The following is an 18,749-nucleotide window of genomic DNA, read 5'->3' as shown; positions in this document are numbered from 1 at the left end:
TAGCGCGCGTCACGCACGACCGATACGGTGACCGATTCGCTCTAGACCGGGAAGACCGTACGGTCGACAGAGTGAACAGCGATCCTCATGACGATGGCGCCTACCTCGCCGAACAGGTGGCGGCGGCGACCGGGGCAAATCTCGGGCAGCGACTGCTGCACGCGCGCGGCGGCTGGGCGACCGGCGAATTCATCCCGCACACGCGGGCGGCGCAGCTGAGCACCGCGGCGATCTTCACCGCGCCGAGCACCCCGGCGACGGCTCGCTTCTCCAGCACACTCGGCGACCTCGACGGGCACGACGGCAACCCCGGCGACCACGGCCTCGCGACCCGCGTCGGTGGCCTCGATCTGATCATGTTCACCCTGCCGGTCTTCTTCGTGCGCAACGGCGCGGACATGGTGGCCTTTCTGCGAGCCACCCAATCCGACGATCCGGCCGCCGTTCCGGCCTTCCTCCGTGACCACCCCGAGGCGGCCACGGCGCTGGGCCTCGCCGAAAAGTCCCGGCCCATCACCAGTTTCACCGGCGTGGAGTTTCACTCGGTGCACGCCTACGGAATGGTGGACGCGGCGGGCACGGCTCGATGGGCTCGATTGAGCTGGCGGCCATTGCGCCCCTTGCCGACTCTCGCCCCGGAGTCCGCGCAGGCCATGCCGCGCGACTACCTCGTGACGGATCTGACCGATCGTCTCCCGGTCCAGTTCGAACTCACGGCTCACCTGCCGGATGCCACCGACGAGGTGCACGACCCGACCCAGCTGTGGCACGGCGCGGAAACGATCCCGCTCGGCACGCTCACCCTCACCCGAAGCGAATCACCTTCGGCGGAACCGAATTTCGATACGCTCCGGGTGCCGGACGGCATCACCGCGCCGCAAGACCAGCTGTCCAAGGACCGCAGCAGGATCTACGACGCGGCTCGCGGATACCGGACCGGCCGGCTGGACCTGCCCGCTGCCGGATAGCGTCACTGGGTTTCGGCTTGCGGGCCGTGCTGGTCGGAGGCGAGTTCGACCAGCTCCGCGACCAACTCGTCGAGCGCGGCGGATTCCTGGACCAGCGTGGTGAGCACGCGAGCTTCCGCATCGGCGTCGAGTCCGGCGTTTTGCAGGAGTTCGGCGCTGCCGCGGATCGAGGTCAGCGGTGTGCGCAGTTCCTGGCTGGCGTCCTCGACCAGCCGGTGTTGCTGGTCGCGGGAGCGACGCAACGCGCTGAGCATCGCAGCGAAACTGCCGGTGAGGCGGCCTATTTCATCGCGGCCCGCGGCCGGTAGCGGAGTGGACAGATCCTGCGTCGAGCTGATGCGTTCGGTGGCAGCGAGCAGCCGGCGCACGGGTCGCAGGATGCGCCCGATCGCCAGCCAGCTCAGCAGCGCCGAGACCGCCACCGCGATCAGGGTGATCCCGATTGCGCGCCAGAAGAATTCGCGGGCGATCCGTTCGGGTTCTCGATAGCGCTGGGCGACCATCACCGCGCCGCCACCGGGGCGCGGCCTGGTGAGCAGACCGTAGGACTGGCCGTCGAAGTCCAGGTCGGATTCGACTGTGCCGCTCCCGGTTCGGGCGACCGCGCGATCCGCGTCGGAGATCGGTAGCGGTTGGTCGCCCGAGCCGAGCACCCGCACGGCGCCGTCGGGCGACAGGATCTGCTCGACGGTATCGGGTCGCGCAGACAGCGGGCGACCGGAGTCGAGTACGGCCAGGACGGTGTCCGCGCGGTCGTTCAGGCTGCGGTCGAGCTGATCCGCGACGACTCCGCTGGTCCCGCTGTAGAACGAGCCGACGATGACCACGATGGCCACCGCGGTCGCCGCGACCGCGACGGCGGTGATCCGCGCCCGCAGCATCACGCGACCCGGGCTCCGACGCCTCGGCGCAGCCCGGTCCCGTGCGGACGATCGACGGCAGTGATCATCCGGCTATTGTCGCTGGTCGGCCGGGCGCTGGTCGGCACAGGCCATCAGTTCGTGACCGCGGTCACCGCGATCGGCGGTATCCGGTCCAGGCAGGCGAGATCGTCGGCCGAGGTGGTCCGGACGAAGCGGGCAATGACGCCGAGGACGCATCCGCTCGGTTCCGGTCCGGGCACATGGCCGGTGTTCGGCACCGATACGAACGTGGCCCGCCGGAACTGTGCGGCCGCCAGCCGACCGTTGGTGTCGGGGGTGTTCGCGTCCAGATCGCCCGAGAGCACCAGCACCGGGACATCCGGCATGCCGTTCGAATGCGGTTGTGCGGAACCGGAACTCGGCCACTGCATGCAGATGTCGCCGCCGTCGCTCAATCCGCCGTCGAACCCCGCCGCGCTGAAAGCACCGAATTCGCCGGGGGCAGTCGCGGACAGGGCCTGTCGATATGCCGAATCACGTTGTGCTATCGGCAGATCCGGCGACCAAGCTTTGGCGTAGTCGTTGCAGACCACCGCCATCCCCAACGCGGCATCCCCGCCGCCCGACGGCACAGTCGCCTTGACGAACTCCGCCAGCGCCGAATCGTCGCCGCGCACCGCCTTGTGCAGCGCGGCAGGCAACGTGCCCAGCGGGGTGAGCGCTGCCGGGTCCCAGCCGATCCCGCCGCTGGCCGACTCGAATACCAAACTGCTGAGCTTGCTCTCGGTCAGCAGCAGGCTGTCGAGAGTGAGCGGGTTGGTCCGCAATCGATCCATGGTTGCCGCCAGATCGGCGACGGCGGTGTCGCCGTCACACTGCTTGCTGCGGTCGCAGATACGGTGCAGAGACAGCGAAACCGCCTGGGCGCTCGGCCGCGACAACGGGTCGAAATCGATCGGATAGGCGCCCGACAACACGATCGACTGCACGGTGCCGGGATGCCGCTGCGCGTAGATCGGCATCAGATACGTTCCATAGGACAGGCCGTACAGCACCAGTTTCGGGATGCCGAGCCGGTCACGCACGGCGTCGAAATCGTCGGCGGTCGCCGCGGACGTGTAGCCCGCCGCGTGCGGTCCGAGCCGCTCACCGCACTGCTCGACCACCTCCCGCTGCCGCGCGCGCGTATCGAGTTCGACCGCTTCGGTGCCGAGTCCGCAGTCCAACGGGCTCGACAATCCGGTCCCACGCGGATCGATCAACAGCAGGTCGTGATCGTCGAGAAGCGGTTCGGCCAATTTCACCGCCGACTCCGCCTGCTCGACGATGGGTCCGCCGGGCCCGCCCGGATTGGGCGCGATCGTGCCGGCCACGGGTACATCGCGACGGCTGTGTCGCACCAGCGCGTACCGGACGCCCAACTCACCCAGTTCCGGCCGATCCGCGACGACCGGACGCGCCAGCGTCCCGCAGGAAACCTCGTGCCCCAACACCTTCGGACACCAGGGCGAGCTGGTGGACTCGCTCCCGCCGCAGGCCGTGATCAGGCAGGCGGTCACCGCCAGCGCACTGATCATGCTGATCCCGGCCGGCATCTTGCTGCTCATCTCGCGCAGTTCCCTTCCTCGAATGTCGCCGAACCCCATGCTCTGCCGTTCACGGATTGTTGAACCGGACTTCGGGGAAGGCGGTGGCCAGGTGCTCCAGGCTCGGTTGCCCGATGCCGCGCAGCTGCTGATCGAAGAACGTGGCGACCAAGATACGCGTGAGATCGACGGCGCGGCCCGCACGCAACGCGGTCTCGCCCGGCAGCCCGACCTGCTCGGCGAGGGCACCGGTGTCGGCGAACGAGTCGTGGTCCGCGCCGACGAGGGTCACCCAGCGCTTCCATCCCCGCAGCCGGGTCCATGCCTCATCCCACGTCTGATCCCCGCCCGGACTGGTCTGGCCGTCGGCGCCGAGCAGCAGGAACGAGCGATCGCCGAGACCGGCGGCCGGCATGATGCCGGGGAAGGAGCCGTCCATGTCCGCGCCGGCCCGCACTCTCGCGTCGATCGCCATCGTGGCGGCGGCGCTCGCCCCGCCGATCGAGTGCCCGGCCATGCCGATCCGGGTGGCGTCGATGAGGCCCGCGTGCGACCAGGCGGGCGCGGGTCCGGTGAGCCGGTCGAGTAAGAAGGCGACGTCGTGCGCCCTGGTCTCGGCCACGGGCTTCAGTGCAGCCGGATCGGTCACCCGGTCACAGGCCACACATGTGGACATGCGGCCGCCGGGGAACTCGATCCCGAACGACTCACCGGCGTGATCGACCGCGGCGACCACATATCCGCGGCTCGCGAGTTCTTCGCTCAGCGCGGTGAGGGTGAATCGGGAAGCGGTGAAGCCGGGCGACACCACCACCATCGGGTAGGCGCCCGCGACCGGAGCCGCATCCACCACCGCGTTCGTGCCCGCCTGGCTCAACACCTCCGCGGGGACGCCCGGCATCCCGGAGCCGTCGAGCAGGAGCCGGGCTTCCCGGTCCGTCGCGTACGGTGCGCGCACACCATCGCTCCGCTGCGCCGGGTAGTACATGCTGACCATCAGCTCGCGCCGCTGCGCCGGTGTCCACGGATCGCTGCGGTCCGGGTCGACGAGGTGCAGCACGTTGCGCCCGACCGCGAAAGCGCCGGTAGGAGCGGGCAATTGGGTGAACGGACCGGCCACCGCCGAGGCCGGCGGCGCCATCGGCGCCGCGGTCTCGGACGCACCGGCGATACCGGCCACGGGCAGGGTCACAGCGAGCATGATGGCGGCGATTCTTCGCACCTTCCGAACTCCTCTTCCGTTCGATGCACCCGGCAGCCACCGGGTGTTCGTCGCTGATGCTGCGCGACCGTCGGCAAAGCAATGCGAGGCCGATGACAAAGGCACGTAAGAAAGTGGTTCCGGCCGCGAAATCATCCGCGAGAGGTAGGCGATGGTCAGCCTGTGGCGTGATTCGGAAAACGATTCGACTGCCTAGCGTCGGTCGGCATGAATCAGCCGATTTCCCCGCCACCACCACGCATTACGGTGCTCGACGCTCTACGCGGTTTCGCGCTCGGCGGCATCTTCCTGGTCAATATCATGGTGATGTCGAAGCCGGGCGGATTTACCGACGGACCCGCGCATTCCCTGGTGAACGCGCTCTTCTACGACAAGTTCTATGTGCTGTTCTCGTTCCTTTTCGGCTATTCCTTGACCATGCAATTCCGCTCGGCCGCGCGGGCGCGGGTCAGCCCGACCGCACGGACCGTGCGCCGTTGTTCGATGCTGATGGCAATCGGCCTGCTGCACATCGCTTTTCTCTTCACCGGCGACGTATTGTTCGGTTACGGGGTGGCCGGGCTCGCGCTGCTCGCGTTGAGCCGTTTGCGTTCGAAGACGGCGCTGATCGTGGCGGCGGTGCCGTTCACCGTGTCGCTCATCGCGATCACCGTGATGAACGTGCTGCACGTCGACCTGAGCATGACCGCCACCCAGCAGGAAACGGCGTTGGCGGCCATACGATCCGGCTGGTTGGACGCGGCGAGCTACCGATGGAACGTCTTCGCGGGGAACGCCTACGCCTTCTTGATGTTCGGGTTGCTCAACGCATTGCCCATGTTCGTGATCGGGATGGTCGCCGGAAAGGCAAGGCTGCTCGAACAACCCGAGCGCTACCTGCCGCTGCTCCCCCGCGTCCAGTGGATCGGCTTCACCGTCGCGACCCCGATCTGTGTACTGGCCGCCGTCACCGACTGGCCGCTCGCCGGTCCCGCCCATCTCGTCGCGCCGCTGCTCTCGGCGGCCTACGCGGCGACCATCTTGCGTCTGCTACACCATAATTCGACAGTTCAGCAGGTCTTCGCGCCCGCGGGGAAGATCGCGGCGACCAACTACATCGGTCAATCCCTCATCGCCGCGGTCATTTTCACCGGTTACGGGTTCGCGCTCGCCGGAAAGTTGTCGGAGTGGGCGGTTCTCGGCATCGCGGTCGTCGTCTATGCCGCACAACTGGCCGTCAGCGCCTGGTATGTGCGCAGACACCGCTACGGTCCGATCGAATGGGTGCTCCGCGCAGCCACTTACGGGACGCTGCGCCCCGGCCGGAGCAAGCCGCGCGGAAGGCACGCCGCATCGACCGGATAACTCAGCTCGGGTACACGTAGTGGATCGGCCCGTAACGTCCCGTCTGCGCGGAACCGGCCCACGGCACGTCGAGCGGGGCGCGGTTGAGCTTGTGCGGGTTGCCGTCGAGGTCGGCTTGCCAGCAATCCACCTGGACACCGTGGAAACCGGTGCAGACGATGCGGGTGCTGGTGCCGAACGGCGAGCTCAATCGGTGCCGCTCGGAGAACGGATTCCAGTAGTCGGGATCGCTCGGGACGGCGAAGTCCTTGGCCTCGAACACCGAGAGCCCGCCGTTGTTCGACGGCCATTCGTCGGCCGCGGCGTTGCCGGTGCCCATGAGCAGCGCCGCGCCGGTCACCGCGGCGAGCGCGGCACCTCGCGCGAGGCGTTCGGAATTGGTGGTCATCGCTTGTACTCCTTCCGATTCAACGTGCAGATTTGGCGTGCTGTGCAATATTACGTGTCGTGAAAGGTTGCAGCCCAAGCCTTTTCAGGCGAGTCCGCGATCAGCTGCCGGGCAGCACGATCGGCTTGATCGAGTCCGGGTCGACGCGCCCGCTGGTCAACGCGTCCGCCACCTGCTCGAGGCCGAATCTGCCGGTGACCAGCCTATCGAGATCGACCTGTCCGCCGGCCGCGAGCGCGATCGCGGTCGGCCAGGTGTTGGCGTAGCGGAAGGTCCCGGTCAGCTCCAGCTCACGTTCTTGCAGGTAGGGCAATGGCAGCGGCACATCGTCGCCGCCCATGCCGATGAGCACGACTCGGCCGGCCCTGGCCACGGTCCGCACCGCGGCACCGATCGCCGTCGGATGGCCGGAGCATTCCAGCAGGACGTTCGGCTCGAACCCGGTGTCGCCGAGCGCGGTGACTCCGACGTCCACCGCACGCGTGCAACCCAGTTCGGTGGCCAGTGCCAGCCGTCGCGGGTTCACGTCGGTGATCACCACTTCGGCCGCGCCGAACGCCGATGCCGTTTGCGCGCAGACGAGTCCGATCGGTCCCGCACCGTTGACCAGCACGCGATCGCCCGCGCTGACGCGCGCTTTCCGGCAGGCCCACACGCCGACCGACAGCGGCTCGAGCAGTGCGGCCGCCTCGTCGGTCAGCGAATCCGGCACCGCATGCGCGAATTCCTCGTGCAGCACCACGTATTCGCAGAACGCGCCATCGATCGGAGGGGTGCCGAAGAATCGTATGTCCGGGCACAGGTTGTAGCGACCCGCCCGACACTGCGCGCAGGTGAAGTCCGGCACGCCCGGCTCGAGCGAAACCCGTTGTCCGACAGCATGCCGGCGCGCGTTCGCACCGAGCCCGATCACCACACCGGATGCTTCATGACCGAGTACCAACGGCTGCTCGACCACATGCCCGCCGATCCGGCCGTGCTCGTAGTAGTGCACGTCCGACCCGCACACACCGACCGCACTGACCTTGATCAGGACCTCGGCCGGACCCGGTTCGGGGACAGCCCGTTCCACGATCGCGATCTTCCCGACCGTCGCCAAGACCGCTGCGCGCATGTCACTGCCTTTCGGAGCCCCGACTCGGCAGCGTCGGGTGTATCGATCAGATCACCGGATACCGCCCGCGCGCAGCCGAATGCGCCGGTTCAGCGCCGCGGTCGCCGGAACAATCGCCGCAGCCGCGCGCGGATCCCGCGCGTCTCTTCCGCTGCCGGAGCAGCGGTTTCGGCGGCCTGCTCGGCCGCGGTCGCCTGGGCGAAACGCACGTGTAGTTGTTCGCGAACCTGATCCGGTGTGTACGCGCGACGGCGACGCTCGGCCCGCACGACCACCACGCCGGTGGCGACCACACCGGCCGCGCCCGCCAATCCCACTGCCTTCCACCACCTCATACCGCATAGGCTACGGCCATGACGGGTACGAGCATCAATCTCGACCGAGCGCTCGAGCTCACGAGAACGGGCGACATCTGGCTGTTCCGCGGCCATTCGGCGGCTGACCGGGCGATTCGGATGACCACGAACAGTCCGGTGAACCATGTCGGCATGTCGGTGGTGATCGACGATATGCCCGCGCTGATCTGGCATGCCGAGCTCGGCCACTCGCTGACCGACATGTGGTCGGGCACCGCACACCGCGGCGTCCAGCTGCACAGCCTGCGCGACGCCGTGCTGGTGTGGGCGCACCGCTACGGTCAGCGGGCGTGGTTACGGCAGTTGAACCAGCCGGCCACCCGGGAGATGGAAGACAGCCTGCTGCGCACCATCGCGCGGCTGGACGGAACCCCCTTCCCGTCCACCGCTGGTCTCGCCGGACGCTGGCTGCGCGGGCGGGTGAGCCTGCCGCGCAAGTCTCGTCAGCCCTCCGCCCGGGAGCTGGAGAAGGCGTACTGCGCGGAGATCGTGGCCGCGACCTACCAGTCGATGGGACTGCTGCCGCAAGACCGCAGCCCCAATTGGTATGACCCAGGCCGCTTTTGGAGCGGCGACCGGCTGCGGCTGTCCAACGGCTTCGAACTCGGTGACGAAATCGCGGTCGAGACACCGCCGAAGCCGGACTGATCAGTTGTTGCCGGGCACCACGATGCCGGTTTCGTAAGCGAGAACGACCAATTGGGCGCGATCGCGGACATCCAGTTTCGTGAGCAGGCGCCCGACGTGGGTCTTGACCGTCGCCACGCTCACGAACAGGGTGTCGGCGATTTCGGCGTTGGATCGACCGGAGGCGATGTGCTCGAAGACTTCCCGCTCACGCTCGGTGAGCGCGGACAGCGCACCCGGCGGCGAGGTCGGCGCGGCGGGCTGGCGGGCGAACGCGCTGATCATCCGGCGGGTGATGCTCGGCGTCAGGAGCGCGTCCCCTTTGGCGACAACGCGGATCGCGTGCAGCAGTTCCTCGGGTGGTGAGTCCTTGAGGATGAACCCGCTCGCACCGCTGCGCAGCGCCTGGAAGACGTGCTCGTCCTGGTCGAACGTGGTCACTATCAACACATGTGGGCCGTCCGCGCCGCCGGCCGCGATGTGCCGCATCGCCTCGAGGCCGTCCATGATCGGCATCCGGATGTCCATCAGAACCACATCGGGTCGCAACTGACGGGTAAGCCTGACCGCTTCACCGCCATTGCCTGCCTCACCGAGCACGGTGAGATCCGGTGCGGAGTCGACGAGTACCCGGAATCCCGCGCGGACGAGCGCCTCGTCGTCGGCGATGAGTACCCGGATCGGAGCCGAATCGCTTGTCGTGGGGTCGGTTTCAGGCGACATCGGCATCCTCATCGATCGGGAAGTAGGCGGTGACGGCGAAGCCGCCCGCGGGTCGTGGGCCGGACTCGAAACGCCCGCCGAACAACGACACCCGCTCCCGCATCCCGACCAGGCCGAGACCCGAGCCGCTGCCGTCGGGCTGCTCGGCGGCCCCGGCCGCCGGTCCATCATCCTCGATGCACACCGTCAGCTCGTGCGGCGCATGCCGGATCTCGATCCGCGCGCGGTCGGTATGCGCGTGCTTGACCACGTTGGTGAGCGCCTCCTGCACGATGCGATAGACCGTGGTCTGCAACAGCGCGGGATAGTCGACCGGTTCGCCGGTGACGTGATACTCCACGGCCAGACCGTCATGCCGCAGGCCGTCGACCAAGGAGGCAACCTCGGCGAGCCCCGGGTCGCCCGGGTCGAGTTCCTGCCCGGGTTCGCGGGTCTGCGCCAGCACACGCCGCAGTTCGGTCAGCGCCGACCGGCTGGCCGTCTCGATCGCGCCGAGCGCCTGACGCGCCTCCCCCGGCTGCTCGTCGAGCAGCAGCCGGGCCACTCCCGAACGGACCGCGACCATGCTCAACGTGTGCGAGATCAGGTCGTGCACGTCGCGCGACACCCGCAATCGTTCCTCGGCGCGAATCCGGCGTTCTTCCGCCGCCGCCCAATTGCGTTGCTGCACCGCGAGACTGTTCCGGTAGTCGCGCCGAGTCCGCAGCATGTCGCCGATCAGCCAGGCCGGGATGGCGATCAGCAGCTGCACGAAGTCCTGTTCCTGATCGGGATGCAGGTCCGTGGCGATCCACCCGGTGATGTACAGCGCGACCAGCGCGACTCCGGTAGCGACCAACGACGCACGCCGCGTTCGCCGATCGGCCAGGGTGAGCACGGCGACGCCGAACGCGGGCCCGGTGTTGCTCACCCAGGGGGTGAATCGCACGCCGAACACCGCGGCCAGGCACAGCACCGCCGCCACGGCGACGAGTACCGCCAGCGGCCGGCGCCGCCGGACGATCAGCGGAACCACCGCCGCCGCACCGAATATCGCGATGGCAGGCAACGAACCGATCCCGCTGACGGTCCCCACCAGCAGCGGCAGCGTGAACACCGCGAAGCAGCCGACCGCGATCCCGATATCGATCGCATCCGGCCCGGTATCGCCCGAACGGTGCCGGAAGGCAGGCAGTCGCTGATGCCACGGTCGCGCGGTGTGCTCCGGCGGCAAGGTAGTAATCGCCATAACGCAAACGGTAATCGGCCCGATAGCGCTTATACATCGCCCCGAGGTCCAGCTCGCGAATCATCCGCAAGTCGGACATGCCGTGCGGCATCCACCTGGAGCGGGCACTCAGGTCTCGGCCCGAGGATGACGACAACGCCCAGGTCAGCGGGCGACAGTTGAGCCATGAACGCCTACGACACCGGATCCCGGGCACGCAGACTCCCTGCCGACCACATCCGCACCCGGCTATCGCGCCCGCTGCTCGTCATCACTGCTGTCTCCCTGACGGCAGGCATCGCGACCGGTGGCCTGAGCTACCTCAACCGCTCTGCGGACCAGGAAAACCACGTCGACGGCACCGCGGCGTGGGGAATACACGTCTTCCTGCTGGCAGCGACGATCGCCCTCACCGTCGTCGCAATCCGCCGACGCGGTACCCCTGCGTTCATCGCCATGCTGCTGTCTCCCCTGAGCACTACCGCAGCCCAGCGCCTCATCCGCACCCTCCGGTCGATCCTGAACCACCCGACCGCACTGCTCCGCCTGATCGTCGGCTTCCTGCCCATCGCCCTACTGATCTACAGCCCCTTCCGAATCGGCATCCAGATCCTCGGCGGCCTCGACCCGAACTTCACCGCCAACGCGTGGGGCGGCCCGACCTACCTCGGCGCCATGGCCTGCCACTACCTCGACGCGGCCCTGCTCATGGCAGCCGCAGCGTTTCTCCTGGATCGACTGCTGCTGCCTGTGCAGGAACTCGAACGCCGTTAGAGGCCGGCGGTGGTGAGTTGGTGGTCGGCTTCGAGGAGCATCCAGCCGCTGAGTTGCACGGAGAGGTCGCGGTTGGGGGTTGCGGAGGCGGCGATTCGGCCGTTCGACAGTCTTGTCCGGTCTTCGGGTTGGTCGGGGACGGTGGCCTGGGCCGACCAGTCGGTGCCGAACAGAGGTAGGCCGTTGACGTCGGCGCGGTTGGCCCAGGCAGCCTGGGCGGAGGTGTGGACGATGTGGGCAGCGGTGTTGTCGCGCAAAGTGATTGCGGCCAGGGTGAGGTAGCGGGCGAGGATGCCCATGAACAAGCCGCCGTCGCCGCCGCCTGCGCCGTTGATGACGCCGTTGGCGGTCATGGCTTTGCTAGTTGCCGCGATCAGCGCGGTTGCCCGGCGGCGGTATTCGGGAGTGCCTGTGCGCGCGGACAATTCGTTTTCCAAGCCGATCGCCGTGCCTTGGTTGTAGCTGTAGACGGCGGTCTCGAGCCGGCCGCCCGGCTCGTGGACGCCGTCGACGATCAGGCCGGAGTTGTTGTCGCGCAACCGAGTATCGAGGAAATCGGCGAGTCGGGTGGCGCGGGTCAGGTCGCCGAACCGGGCCAGTGCGATGCCGGTCGGGGCGTTCGTGCAGGCGTTGTAGTAGTCGGAGCCGACGCGCCAGCGCACCGCACCGACGTCCGGATTCCAACTCTCCGCCGAGGCCGCGCGCAGATCGTCGATGCCGTCCGGGAATCTGACTCCGAGTGTGCGGTCGGCTCGTTCGAGCGCCAGCAGCAGCCAGGTCATGTCGTCGTAGTACTGATTCGTCCAACCGGTGAGGTTGCGGGTGCGGATACCGCGGACGAGGGCGGCGACGCGATCGCGCCGCTCGGGTGCCGGTGCGCGCAGCGCGGCATCGATCGCGCAATCCACCAGGTGGGCCTGAAACCAGTAGTCCCACTCCTCGAAGACCTCTTCCAGCGGCGACGGCGGCCAGGCGGTCACACCGAGCAACGTGCCCGGCAAACCCCACACCGGCCGCACATGCCGGGCCACAATCGCCTGCTCCGCAAGCCCTGCCCGTTCCGCAGCCTCCGCGACGGCCGGCAGGGCCGCCGGCGCGGCAGCCGCCGGCACCGACGAGGCGGCCACCGCAGCCCCCACCCCAGCTGCCCAGAGCACCGTCCGCCTGCTTACCCCAGTTCGATCGCGATACATCGACCCGACCTCCTTCGCCCGGCGACTCTATCCGCTGTCCCCGCGCGAAAGCCGGAACGCTCCCCCGCAACTCGCGCACCATCGACAGAAACACCGGCCGGTACGTTGGACGTGTTCCGTCCCGAGCAGAGGGGAAACCTGGACCACCGACGTCCTACCGGACAGCGCAGCCCCCGAGATCGAAGCCTCGACACCCGAGCAGATGCAATGACTGAAGACTTCCGAGCCGACCGCATCGGCAGCGCCCTCCGCGGCGAAAACCCCACGGTACTGCGCAGATTGACCGCAGGATTCGCCGTGATCGGCGACGTTCAATTCCTCCCCGGCTACTCGGTGCTACTCACCGACGACCCTGCCGCGCAACGCTTGTCGGACCTCCCACGAAGCAAGCGAACCGCGTTCCTGACCGACCTGGATCACCTAGCCGAGGCCGTCGAACGCGCCTGTGCGCGTCTGGATTCCGCCTTCCGCCGCGTGAACCTCGAAATCCTCGGCAACACCGACCCATTCCTCCACGCCCACATCTGGCCCCGATTCGACTGGGAACCAACCGATCTGGTGCGCAGCCCGGTCTGGCTGTACCCTCGCGACCACTGGATCGATCAGCAACATGCTCTCGGTCCCCGACACGACGTCATCCGCCAGGCAATCAGCGAGGAGCTGGATCGCCTCGCACATTCTTGACAGCATTCGACTATGCGTGCGGGCACGTCATTCAGAGCCGGACTCACGCAAATGGATGAGGTTTCTGCGAGCCGCGGCGGTGAGTGGATGGTCTGGACCTTGCGTCCGCTCTAGGGCAGCGAGCGTGGTCGCGAAAAGTGTTATCGCCCTGTCAAACTGGCCTGACGAATAATAGGCGCTGGCGAGGTTGTTACGGGCGACCAGGATATAGAGGTCGTCGGGACCTAAGAGCTGCGCGTAGTCGACGAGCGTGGTTTCGAGGAATGAGATCGCCCGCTCGAGTTCGCCTGCCGATTGATACAGGCTGGCGAGGTGGTTGTGCGAGAGCAAGGTGGCCGGATGCCGCGGACCAAGGACTCGTGCACGAGCGGTGAAAGCCGATTCCAAAAGCAGTATCGCGCGGTCGAACTCACCTGCCGCCGCATAGGCGTCGGCGAGGTTGGTGCAGGAGATCAGGGTGTCCGGGTGATCCGGGCCGAGGACCCGTTTGCGGCCGGCGAGGGTGGTTTCGTGGATGCGCGTGGCTTTTTCGAGCTGACCCACCGATTTGTAGGCCTCGGCAAGGTTGTTGTGGGAGATGAGGATGGCAGGGTGATCCGGGCCGAGGACCTGCTCGCGAGTCGCCTGCGTCGTCTCGAGAATTGCGATGGCCCGGTCGAACCGACCAACCGATTGATAGGCGCTTGCGAGGTTGTTGGCCGAGGTCAGAGTGCCGGGGTGATCCGCGCCCAGAACCTGCTCGCGGCTGGCAAGCGTGGATTCGAACAGGGGTATGGCCTCGTCGAAGCGTCCTGCCGACTCGTAGGCGGCGGCAAGGTCGTTGCGCGAGGACAACGTGGCAGGGTGGCTCGCGCCCAAGGCCTTTTCGCGTTCGGCCAGGACGGCCACGCAAAGAGGTATGGCCTCGTCGAGTCGGTCCGCCGATCTGTACGCAATGGCCAGGTTTTCGCGCGCGACAAGGATGTGCGGATGGCCGTGGCCCAAGACCCGCTCATAATCGGCGAGGGTGGCCTCGTACAAAGGGATCGCGTTGTCGAACAGCCCCGCCGATGTGTAGGCGCACGCGAGATTGTGACGGGTGATCAGAGTGCCGGGGTGGTCCGGGCCAAGGACGCGCTCGCAATCGGCCAGGACGGCTTCGTACAGCGGAATAGCCTTGTCGAGACGCCCTACCGCTTCATGGACGTGAGCGAGATTGCTGCGGGATATCAGCGTGTCGGGATGATCCGGCCCCAGAATGCGCCCGCAATCGATGACGGTGTCGTGCGCGGCAGTCAACGCGCGAGCGAAGTCCGCCGCTTCGGTCAGCTGGATGACGGCCCACTTCCGGGTCCCGAATACCCGCTCGAGCAGTTCACCGTCCATCGTCTCGGGCAGGCCGGTGTGCCAGATCGCGTGGATCTGGTCGACGACGTGGAACCCTTCGAAACGTCGCGCCCACACCTCGCTCCGATCGATCAGCAGCGGTCCGACCACGGCCAACGCCGCGGACACGAAATCGCCTGCCATACCAACTGATTGGGCGCGCTCTCGAAAGACCCTGGCCACCAGCCGGTGCATGATCACCGCGTCGCCGTCCGCCGACCAGGACAGCAGCGAACCCGTCACGCACCGCTCCAGCGCCTCATCGAGACGGCCGTCGAGCTCGGGCAGAATCGACCGTCGCACGCCGGCCGGGGACAGCATCGACATCGCGGCCAGCAGCCATAACACCGCTTCGTCGCGATCGGCGTGCCCGGTGCGCGCTTCGACGATGTCGACCGACAGCAGAATCGCCTGCACCACCGACCGCGGATATTCGTGACCGGCCTTGCGCTCCAAGACCTCTGGCAGTGATCGCTGCTCGAGCAGCTCGCGGTAGCGGGCATAGTCGAGCCGCCGACCGGTGATCGTCGCGGCCGCACAGGACAACGCCAGCGGCAGATCCCCCAGCGCGGCGGCGACCAGACCGGCGTCCGCCGCGTCGGTCCGCCCGGTGGATTGAGCAAGGTAGCGCACCGATTCCGGCCGGGTGTAGCTGCCGAGGTCGACAGGCTCGCCCAAGGCATCGCACTCGCGATTAGTGCTCGTGATCAACACGCGCGTACCACCGGCGGTCGGCAGCAGTGGCCGGAGCACGTCGGGATCGACGGCGTTGTCGAACACCAGCAGCCCTGCCTGACGGCGGCCCGCCAGACAATCGCGCAGCCGCCGCGCCGACACGGCTGAATCCCCTTCCGGGTCAGCAACTCCCAGCCGCTCGGCGATCTCGGACAAACCGGCGCGAGCGGTTTCCAGGGTCTCCGCGTCGACCCACCCCACCAACTCTGTCCCGCTGTCGATTTCGTCGCGAACAACCGCCGCGGCGAGCTGAGTTTTGCCGACGCCGCGCATCCCGGTCAGCACCACCGGCACCCGGCCCAGCGCATCACGTAACTCGGCCAGCTCCGTCCGGTCCACAAAACAGCGCGGCCGCTGCGGAATCGGCCCCACCACCACTTGACCGACCGGCGGCGGCGCAACCTGATTGATCGTGGTCGCGACCGTGATATTCCCGGCGTGGACGTGCGCGAACGACGCCGAGACATGGCCCGGGCCGAAGGTCGGCGCGGCAGGATGTGCCGCCGCGCCTACTGAGGGTGGGGCGACTCCCCTTGCCCCGCACGCACATTAGAGATATCGATATCCCCGGCCAACTGCGCGTCCCGCACCCGCACCCCGCTACCGGACGACGCGACGTCGGCAATCCGCAGCGAATTCGCCTCGAACTGCGAAAGATCCACACCGACCACCGCCGCGGCCTCAGCAGCCTGCACCCGTGCCACACCGATCAATTCTTCAGCTGCGGCAAGCAATTCGGCATCCGCCCCGGCACCCTGGGCCTCGAGCTCTCCGGCCAACGCTTCCCGAGCATCGGCCGACTCCGGCGCAGCCTCCACCGCACCGACATCGACACCGCGAAAGCGACTACCGAGCAGCCGCTTCAACGCCGCATAAGCATCGCTCACCGACTGCTTGGCGGTATCCGTCACCCCCGCAGCAGCACCCACCGCCACCGCTGTAGCCACAATCGTCACCGGATCCACAGACCGACCTCCTCACAACCCCAACCGATCTTGCGCACAAGATTGCCACACAACAACACACCGGATGACATCCATGCCGGTATGGAGCCCTGCCGATTCAGGGCGCCGATGTTCGGGCATGCCAGACATTTTGGGCATCGATGGACCCTTGTGTGCCCTGACCATCGGTGGTTTCTGCACTTTCGCAGATGGCACCTGCGCATTTCCCCCTTGTCTGCGCACAGGTGGGCACCAATACTGACCAACCGAACCCGTGTGCGGTGGGTCACACGCGTGCGGGCAGCGTTGGGAAAGTAGAGGAACAACTCCGATGACGTCCACGATTGAAGAAGCAGGCTCCGAAACGGGACTCGCGCGGATCGCGCAGTCGCTCGCACGGTGGACGGAGAAGTGGTTCCCGGACGCGTATGTCTTCGCCTTAGCGGGTGTATTCATCGTGGCCCTCGCGGCGTTCGCCAACGGCTCGTCACCGAAAACGGTCGCCACCGCGTTCGGTGACGGCTTCTGGGATCTGACCGCGTTCACCTTGCAGATGACCATGGTGGTGCTCACCGGCTATGTCGTCGCCACGTCCCCGCCGGTCGCCCGGCTGATCGACCGGCTCGCGGTCATGCCGCAGTCCGCGGCCGGCGCGGTGAGTTTCGTTGCGCTGCTTTCGATGTCGATCTCGTTTCTCAACTGGGGCCTGAGCCTGGTCTTCGGCGGCCTGCTCTGCCGGGCGATCGCGCGCCGGACCGACCTGCGGGTGGACTATCGCGCACTCGGCGCGGCCGCCTTCATGGGACTGGGCGGCGTATGGGCACTGGGCCTTTCGTCGTCGGCCGCACAACTCCAGGCCACCGCCAGTTCGCTGCCGCCGGCCCTGCTGAAGATCACCGGCGTGCTCGACTTCGGGCGCACCATCTTCACCTGGCAGTCCCTGCTCATGTGCGTCATCCTCATGGCGCTGACCGCGGTGATCGCGCATCTCTCGGCGCCGAAGGGCGAGGCGATCAAGACCGCCGAGATCCTGGAGGTCGACCTGGACGACCAGCCCGAGGAGGTGACGCCGCGCTCCCGGCCCGGCGAATGGCTCGAGTACAGCCACATCCTGCCCGTCCTGGCCGGCCTGCTGACGTTGGCCTGGTTGATCTTTCAGCTGCTGGACAAGTCCGTGCTCACCGTGGTCAGCAGCCTGAACAACTACCTGCTCGTCTTCCTGATCCTCGGCCTGGTGCTGCAAGGAACGCCGCGCAAGTTCTTGCAGGCGGTCACCCTCGCGGTGCCCGCCACGGCAGGCATTCTCGTCCAGTTCCCGCTGTACGCCGCCATGGCCGCGATCCTCACCAAGGCGAAAGGCCGTGGCGGATTTACCGTTTCGCATCATCTCGCGGAGTTCTTCACCAGCATCGGTGGCGGGGGCAGCTTCGCGATCGTGATCGCCATCTACACCGTGGTGCTCGGCATCTTCGTCCCGTCCGGCGGCGGAAAGTGGCTGGTCGAAGCGCCGTACGTGATGCAGTCGGCGAACGATGTACACATGAATCTCGGCTGGACCGTGCAGATCTACAACGTGGCCGAGGCGCTGCCCACGCTGATCAATCCGTTCTTCATGCTGCCGCTGCTGGCGGTGCTGAAACTGCGAGCGCGCGATCTGGTCGGATTCACGTTCTTGCAGTTCATCTTCCACCTACCGGTGATTCTGCTGCTCGTATGGTTGCTCGGATTGACCTTCGACTACGTCCCGCCGATCATGCCGGCCGCACCGTGAGCTGAACCCCCGCGAATGTCGTAGCGCGAGAACGTATCCGGCGCTTCCTGCGGAACGATGCGACGGGTGTGCGCGTAGACCGCCGCGTGCACCCGATCGCGAACACCCAACTTGGCCAGCACATTCGAGACATGCGTCTTCACCGTCTGTTCGCCGACCCCGAGCGCCTCGGCGATCTCCGGGTTCGTATACGCCTTCGCGATGAGCATCAGCACCTGATGCTCACGCGCGGTGAGGTTCTCGACCTCCGGCGCGGCCGGGAACGGCTCGATGCCGGTGGCCAGACGGGTCACGAGCCGGCGGGTCAGGCCCGGATCGATCAGCGCATCGCCGCGCGCCGCCATCCGGATGGCGGAGATCAAGCCGGTGGACGGCAGCGTCTTCACGAGGAACCCGGACGCACCGAGACACAGTGCGCGGTAGAGGTTTTCGTCGGTATCCGAGCTGGTGAGCGTCAGGATCCGGGTGGCGCCACCCAGTGCCGCGAACGCGTCGATGGTGGCCGGTCCATGGAGACCGGGCATGTCCAGGTCGAGCAGGGCGACATCGGGCCGTAGCCGTTCGATCTCCCGGATCGCGGCGACCCCGTGATCGACCTCCGCGACGCATTCGATATCCGGCTGCGTGCCGATCGCCGCCCGCAGACCCGAACGGAATACCGCGTGATTGTCGGCCAGCAATACCGAAATCGTCGAACGCGAGGTGGCATCGGTGTCGGTCTGCGCCCGATCGAAATGCCGGTCGCAATCGATCGGCTGATGCGTTTCGACCGTGCTGCTCGCCGCGGCGGTGGCACTCGGCACGCCGGTGACCGACAGCGTCGCCGCGGTGATAGCGAGGACAAATGACGAAGCTACCTTGAGCAACGGGTGATTCGACGCTGAG

18 protein-coding genes are annotated in these 18,749 nt (G+C 67.2%); 6 read left to right on the top strand and 12 right to left on the bottom strand.

All coding sequences use genetic code 11. The features are described from left to right. Nucleotides 1-71 precede the first annotated feature (71 nt). A complete protein-coding gene (locus tag AB0M22_RS27630; RefSeq protein WP_364732698.1) occupies nucleotides 72-968 on the top strand; it encodes a catalase in 897 nt (298 codons plus the stop codon). 2 nt (nucleotides 969-970) lie between these two features. On the opposite strand, the gene AB0M22_RS27625 is transcribed toward AB0M22_RS27630, so the two are convergent. The 3 genes from AB0M22_RS27625 to AB0M22_RS27615 all read right to left on the bottom strand — a co-directional run bounded on the left by AB0M22_RS27625 (nucleotide 971) and on the right by AB0M22_RS27615 (nucleotide 4,639). Beyond that, the gene (locus AB0M22_RS27625) at nucleotides 971-1,849 is read right to left on the bottom strand and encodes a HAMP domain-containing sensor histidine kinase (protein ID WP_364734006.1); all 879 of its coding nucleotides are present in this window, start codon (nucleotides 1,847-1,849) and stop codon (nucleotides 971-973) included. Nucleotides 1,850-1,962: 113 nt separating this feature from the next. Next, complete coding sequence (locus AB0M22_RS27620; RefSeq protein ID WP_364732696.1) at nucleotides 1,963-3,438, bottom strand: alpha/beta fold hydrolase; 1,476 nt, start codon at nucleotides 3,436-3,438, stop codon at nucleotides 1,963-1,965. A 49-nt stretch (nucleotides 3,439-3,487) separates the two neighbouring features. Further along, entirely contained in the window at nucleotides 3,488-4,639 is a 1,152-nt protein-coding gene (locus AB0M22_RS27615) for an alpha/beta hydrolase (RefSeq protein ID WP_364732693.1), read from the bottom strand. Nucleotides 4,640-4,846: 207 nt separating this feature from the next. Here AB0M22_RS27615 and AB0M22_RS27610 point away from each other — a divergent pair, with 207 nt between their 5' ends. Beyond that, complete coding sequence (locus tag AB0M22_RS27610; protein ID WP_364732690.1) at nucleotides 4,847-5,983, top strand: DUF418 domain-containing protein; 1,137 nt, start codon at nucleotides 4,847-4,849, stop codon at nucleotides 5,981-5,983. A 1-nt stretch (nucleotide 5,984) separates the two neighbouring features. Here the strand turns inward: AB0M22_RS27610 and AB0M22_RS27605 are convergent, their stop codons facing one another. The 3 genes from AB0M22_RS27605 to AB0M22_RS27595 all read right to left on the bottom strand — a co-directional run bounded on the left by AB0M22_RS27605 (nucleotide 5,985) and on the right by AB0M22_RS27595 (nucleotide 7,820). Further along, nucleotides 5,985-6,371 (bottom strand): hypothetical protein, encoded by a 387-nt coding sequence (locus AB0M22_RS27605; RefSeq protein ID WP_364732688.1) that lies wholly within the window; start codon nucleotides 6,369-6,371, stop codon nucleotides 5,985-5,987. Nucleotides 6,372-6,471: 100 nt separating this feature from the next. After that, on the bottom strand, nucleotides 6,472-7,485 hold the full coding sequence (locus AB0M22_RS27600) for an NAD(P)-dependent alcohol dehydrogenase (RefSeq protein ID WP_364732685.1): 1,014 nt from the start codon (nucleotides 7,483-7,485) through the stop codon (nucleotides 6,472-6,474). Nucleotides 7,486-7,574: 89 nt separating this feature from the next. Further along, a complete protein-coding gene (locus AB0M22_RS27595) occupies nucleotides 7,575-7,820 on the bottom strand; it encodes a hypothetical protein (protein ID WP_364732682.1) in 246 nt (81 codons plus the stop codon). An 18-nt stretch (nucleotides 7,821-7,838) separates the two neighbouring features. Between AB0M22_RS27595 and AB0M22_RS27590 the strand changes: the two genes are divergently transcribed. Further along, nucleotides 7,839-8,489: a hypothetical protein gene (locus AB0M22_RS27590; RefSeq protein WP_364732679.1), complete on the top strand. Its 651-nt coding sequence runs from the start codon at nucleotides 7,839-7,841 to the stop codon at nucleotides 8,487-8,489. Here AB0M22_RS27590 and AB0M22_RS27585 read toward each other — a convergent pair whose 3' ends face one another. Beyond that, nucleotides 8,490-9,191, bottom strand: a complete 702-nt coding sequence (locus tag AB0M22_RS27585; protein ID WP_364732676.1) for a response regulator transcription factor — start codon at nucleotides 9,189-9,191, stop codon at nucleotides 8,490-8,492. Then, on the bottom strand, nucleotides 9,181-10,419 hold the full coding sequence (locus AB0M22_RS27580; protein WP_364732674.1) for a histidine kinase: 1,239 nt from the start codon (nucleotides 10,417-10,419) through the stop codon (nucleotides 9,181-9,183). Before AB0M22_RS27580 ends, AB0M22_RS27585 begins: the two co-directional genes overlap by 11 nt. Nucleotides 10,420-10,584: 165 nt before the next feature. On the opposite strand from AB0M22_RS27580, the gene AB0M22_RS27575 reads away from it, so the two are divergent. Next, nucleotides 10,585-11,172 carry a hypothetical protein gene (locus AB0M22_RS27575; RefSeq protein WP_364732672.1) on the top strand — a complete coding sequence of 196 codons (588 nt, stop codon included), beginning with the start codon at nucleotides 10,585-10,587 and terminating at the stop codon, nucleotides 11,170-11,172. Here AB0M22_RS27575 and AB0M22_RS27570 read toward each other — a convergent pair. Then, entirely contained in the window at nucleotides 11,169-12,329 is a 1,161-nt protein-coding gene (locus tag AB0M22_RS27570) for a glycoside hydrolase family 76 protein (protein ID WP_364732670.1), read from the bottom strand. The genes AB0M22_RS27575 and AB0M22_RS27570 overlap by 4 nt on opposite strands. A 243-nt stretch (nucleotides 12,330-12,572) precedes the next feature. Here AB0M22_RS27570 and AB0M22_RS27565 point away from each other — a divergent pair, with 243 nt between their 5' ends. After that, nucleotides 12,573-13,049 (top strand): diadenosine tetraphosphate hydrolase, encoded by a 477-nt coding sequence (locus AB0M22_RS27565; protein ID WP_364732667.1) that lies wholly within the window; start codon nucleotides 12,573-12,575, stop codon nucleotides 13,047-13,049. A 27-nt stretch (nucleotides 13,050-13,076) separates the two neighbouring features. Here the strand turns inward: AB0M22_RS27565 and AB0M22_RS27560 are convergent, their stop codons facing one another. Further along, nucleotides 13,077-15,527, bottom strand: a complete 2,451-nt coding sequence (locus tag AB0M22_RS27560; protein ID WP_364732664.1) for a tetratricopeptide repeat protein — start codon at nucleotides 15,525-15,527, stop codon at nucleotides 13,077-13,079. Between the two features lie 131 nt (nucleotides 15,528-15,658). Then, complete coding sequence (locus tag AB0M22_RS27555; protein WP_364732662.1) at nucleotides 15,659-16,114, bottom strand: hypothetical protein; 456 nt, start codon at nucleotides 16,112-16,114, stop codon at nucleotides 15,659-15,661. A 310-nt stretch (nucleotides 16,115-16,424) separates the two neighbouring features. On the opposite strand from AB0M22_RS27555, the gene AB0M22_RS27550 reads away from it, so the two are divergent. Further along, nucleotides 16,425-17,864, top strand: coding sequence for a TIGR00366 family protein (locus AB0M22_RS27550; RefSeq protein ID WP_364732659.1), 1,440 nt, complete (start codon nucleotides 16,425-16,427; stop codon nucleotides 17,862-17,864). On the opposite strand, the gene AB0M22_RS27545 is transcribed toward AB0M22_RS27550, so the two are convergent. Beyond that, nucleotides 17,831-18,730: a response regulator transcription factor gene (locus tag AB0M22_RS27545; protein WP_364732656.1), complete on the bottom strand. Its 900-nt coding sequence runs from the start codon at nucleotides 18,728-18,730 to the stop codon at nucleotides 17,831-17,833. The two genes, AB0M22_RS27550 and AB0M22_RS27545, sit on opposite strands and share 34 nt — an antisense overlap. Nucleotides 18,731-18,749: the final 19 nt, after the last annotated feature.

It is taken from the genome of Nocardia sp. NPDC051756, assembly GCF_040681495.1.
Taxonomy (GTDB): domain Bacteria; phylum Actinomycetota; class Actinomycetes; order Mycobacteriales; family Mycobacteriaceae; genus Nocardia.
Note: the sequence above shows the minus strand (reverse complement) of the source record. Positions and strands in the feature narration are given on the sequence as shown.

Bases quoted from the DNA above. Each gene is read 5' to 3' on its own strand.
- AB0M22_RS27625 (WP_364734006.1), bottom strand. From the start codon at position 1,849: ATGCTGCGGGCGCGGATCACCGCCGTCGCGGTCGCGGCGACCGCGGTG.
- AB0M22_RS27620 (WP_364732696.1), bottom strand. From the start codon at position 3,438: ATGAGCAGCAAGATGCCGGCCGGGATCAGCATGATCAGTGCGCTGGCG.
- AB0M22_RS27610 (WP_364732690.1), top strand. From the start codon at position 4,847: ATGAATCAGCCGATTTCCCCGCCACCACCACGCATTACGGTGCTCGAC.
- AB0M22_RS27605 (WP_364732688.1), bottom strand. From the start codon at position 6,371: ATGACCACCAATTCCGAACGCCTCGCGCGAGGTGCCGCGCTCGCCGCG.
- AB0M22_RS27600 (WP_364732685.1), bottom strand. From the start codon at position 7,485: ATGCGCGCAGCGGTCTTGGCGACGGTCGGGAAGATCGCGATCGTGGAA.
- AB0M22_RS27595 (WP_364732682.1), bottom strand. From the start codon at position 7,820: ATGAGGTGGTGGAAGGCAGTGGGATTGGCGGGCGCGGCCGGTGTGGTC.
- AB0M22_RS27590 (WP_364732679.1), top strand. From the start codon at position 7,839: ATGACGGGTACGAGCATCAATCTCGACCGAGCGCTCGAGCTCACGAGA.
- AB0M22_RS27585 (WP_364732676.1), bottom strand. From the start codon at position 9,191: ATGTCGCCTGAAACCGACCCCACGACAAGCGATTCGGCTCCGATCCGG.
- AB0M22_RS27580 (WP_364732674.1), bottom strand. From the start codon at position 10,419: ATGGCGATTACTACCTTGCCGCCGGAGCACACCGCGCGACCGTGGCAT.
- AB0M22_RS27575 (WP_364732672.1), top strand. From the start codon at position 10,585: ATGAACGCCTACGACACCGGATCCCGGGCACGCAGACTCCCTGCCGAC.
- AB0M22_RS27565 (WP_364732667.1), top strand. From the start codon at position 12,573: ATGACTGAAGACTTCCGAGCCGACCGCATCGGCAGCGCCCTCCGCGGC.
- AB0M22_RS27550 (WP_364732659.1), top strand. From the start codon at position 16,425: ATGACGTCCACGATTGAAGAAGCAGGCTCCGAAACGGGACTCGCGCGG.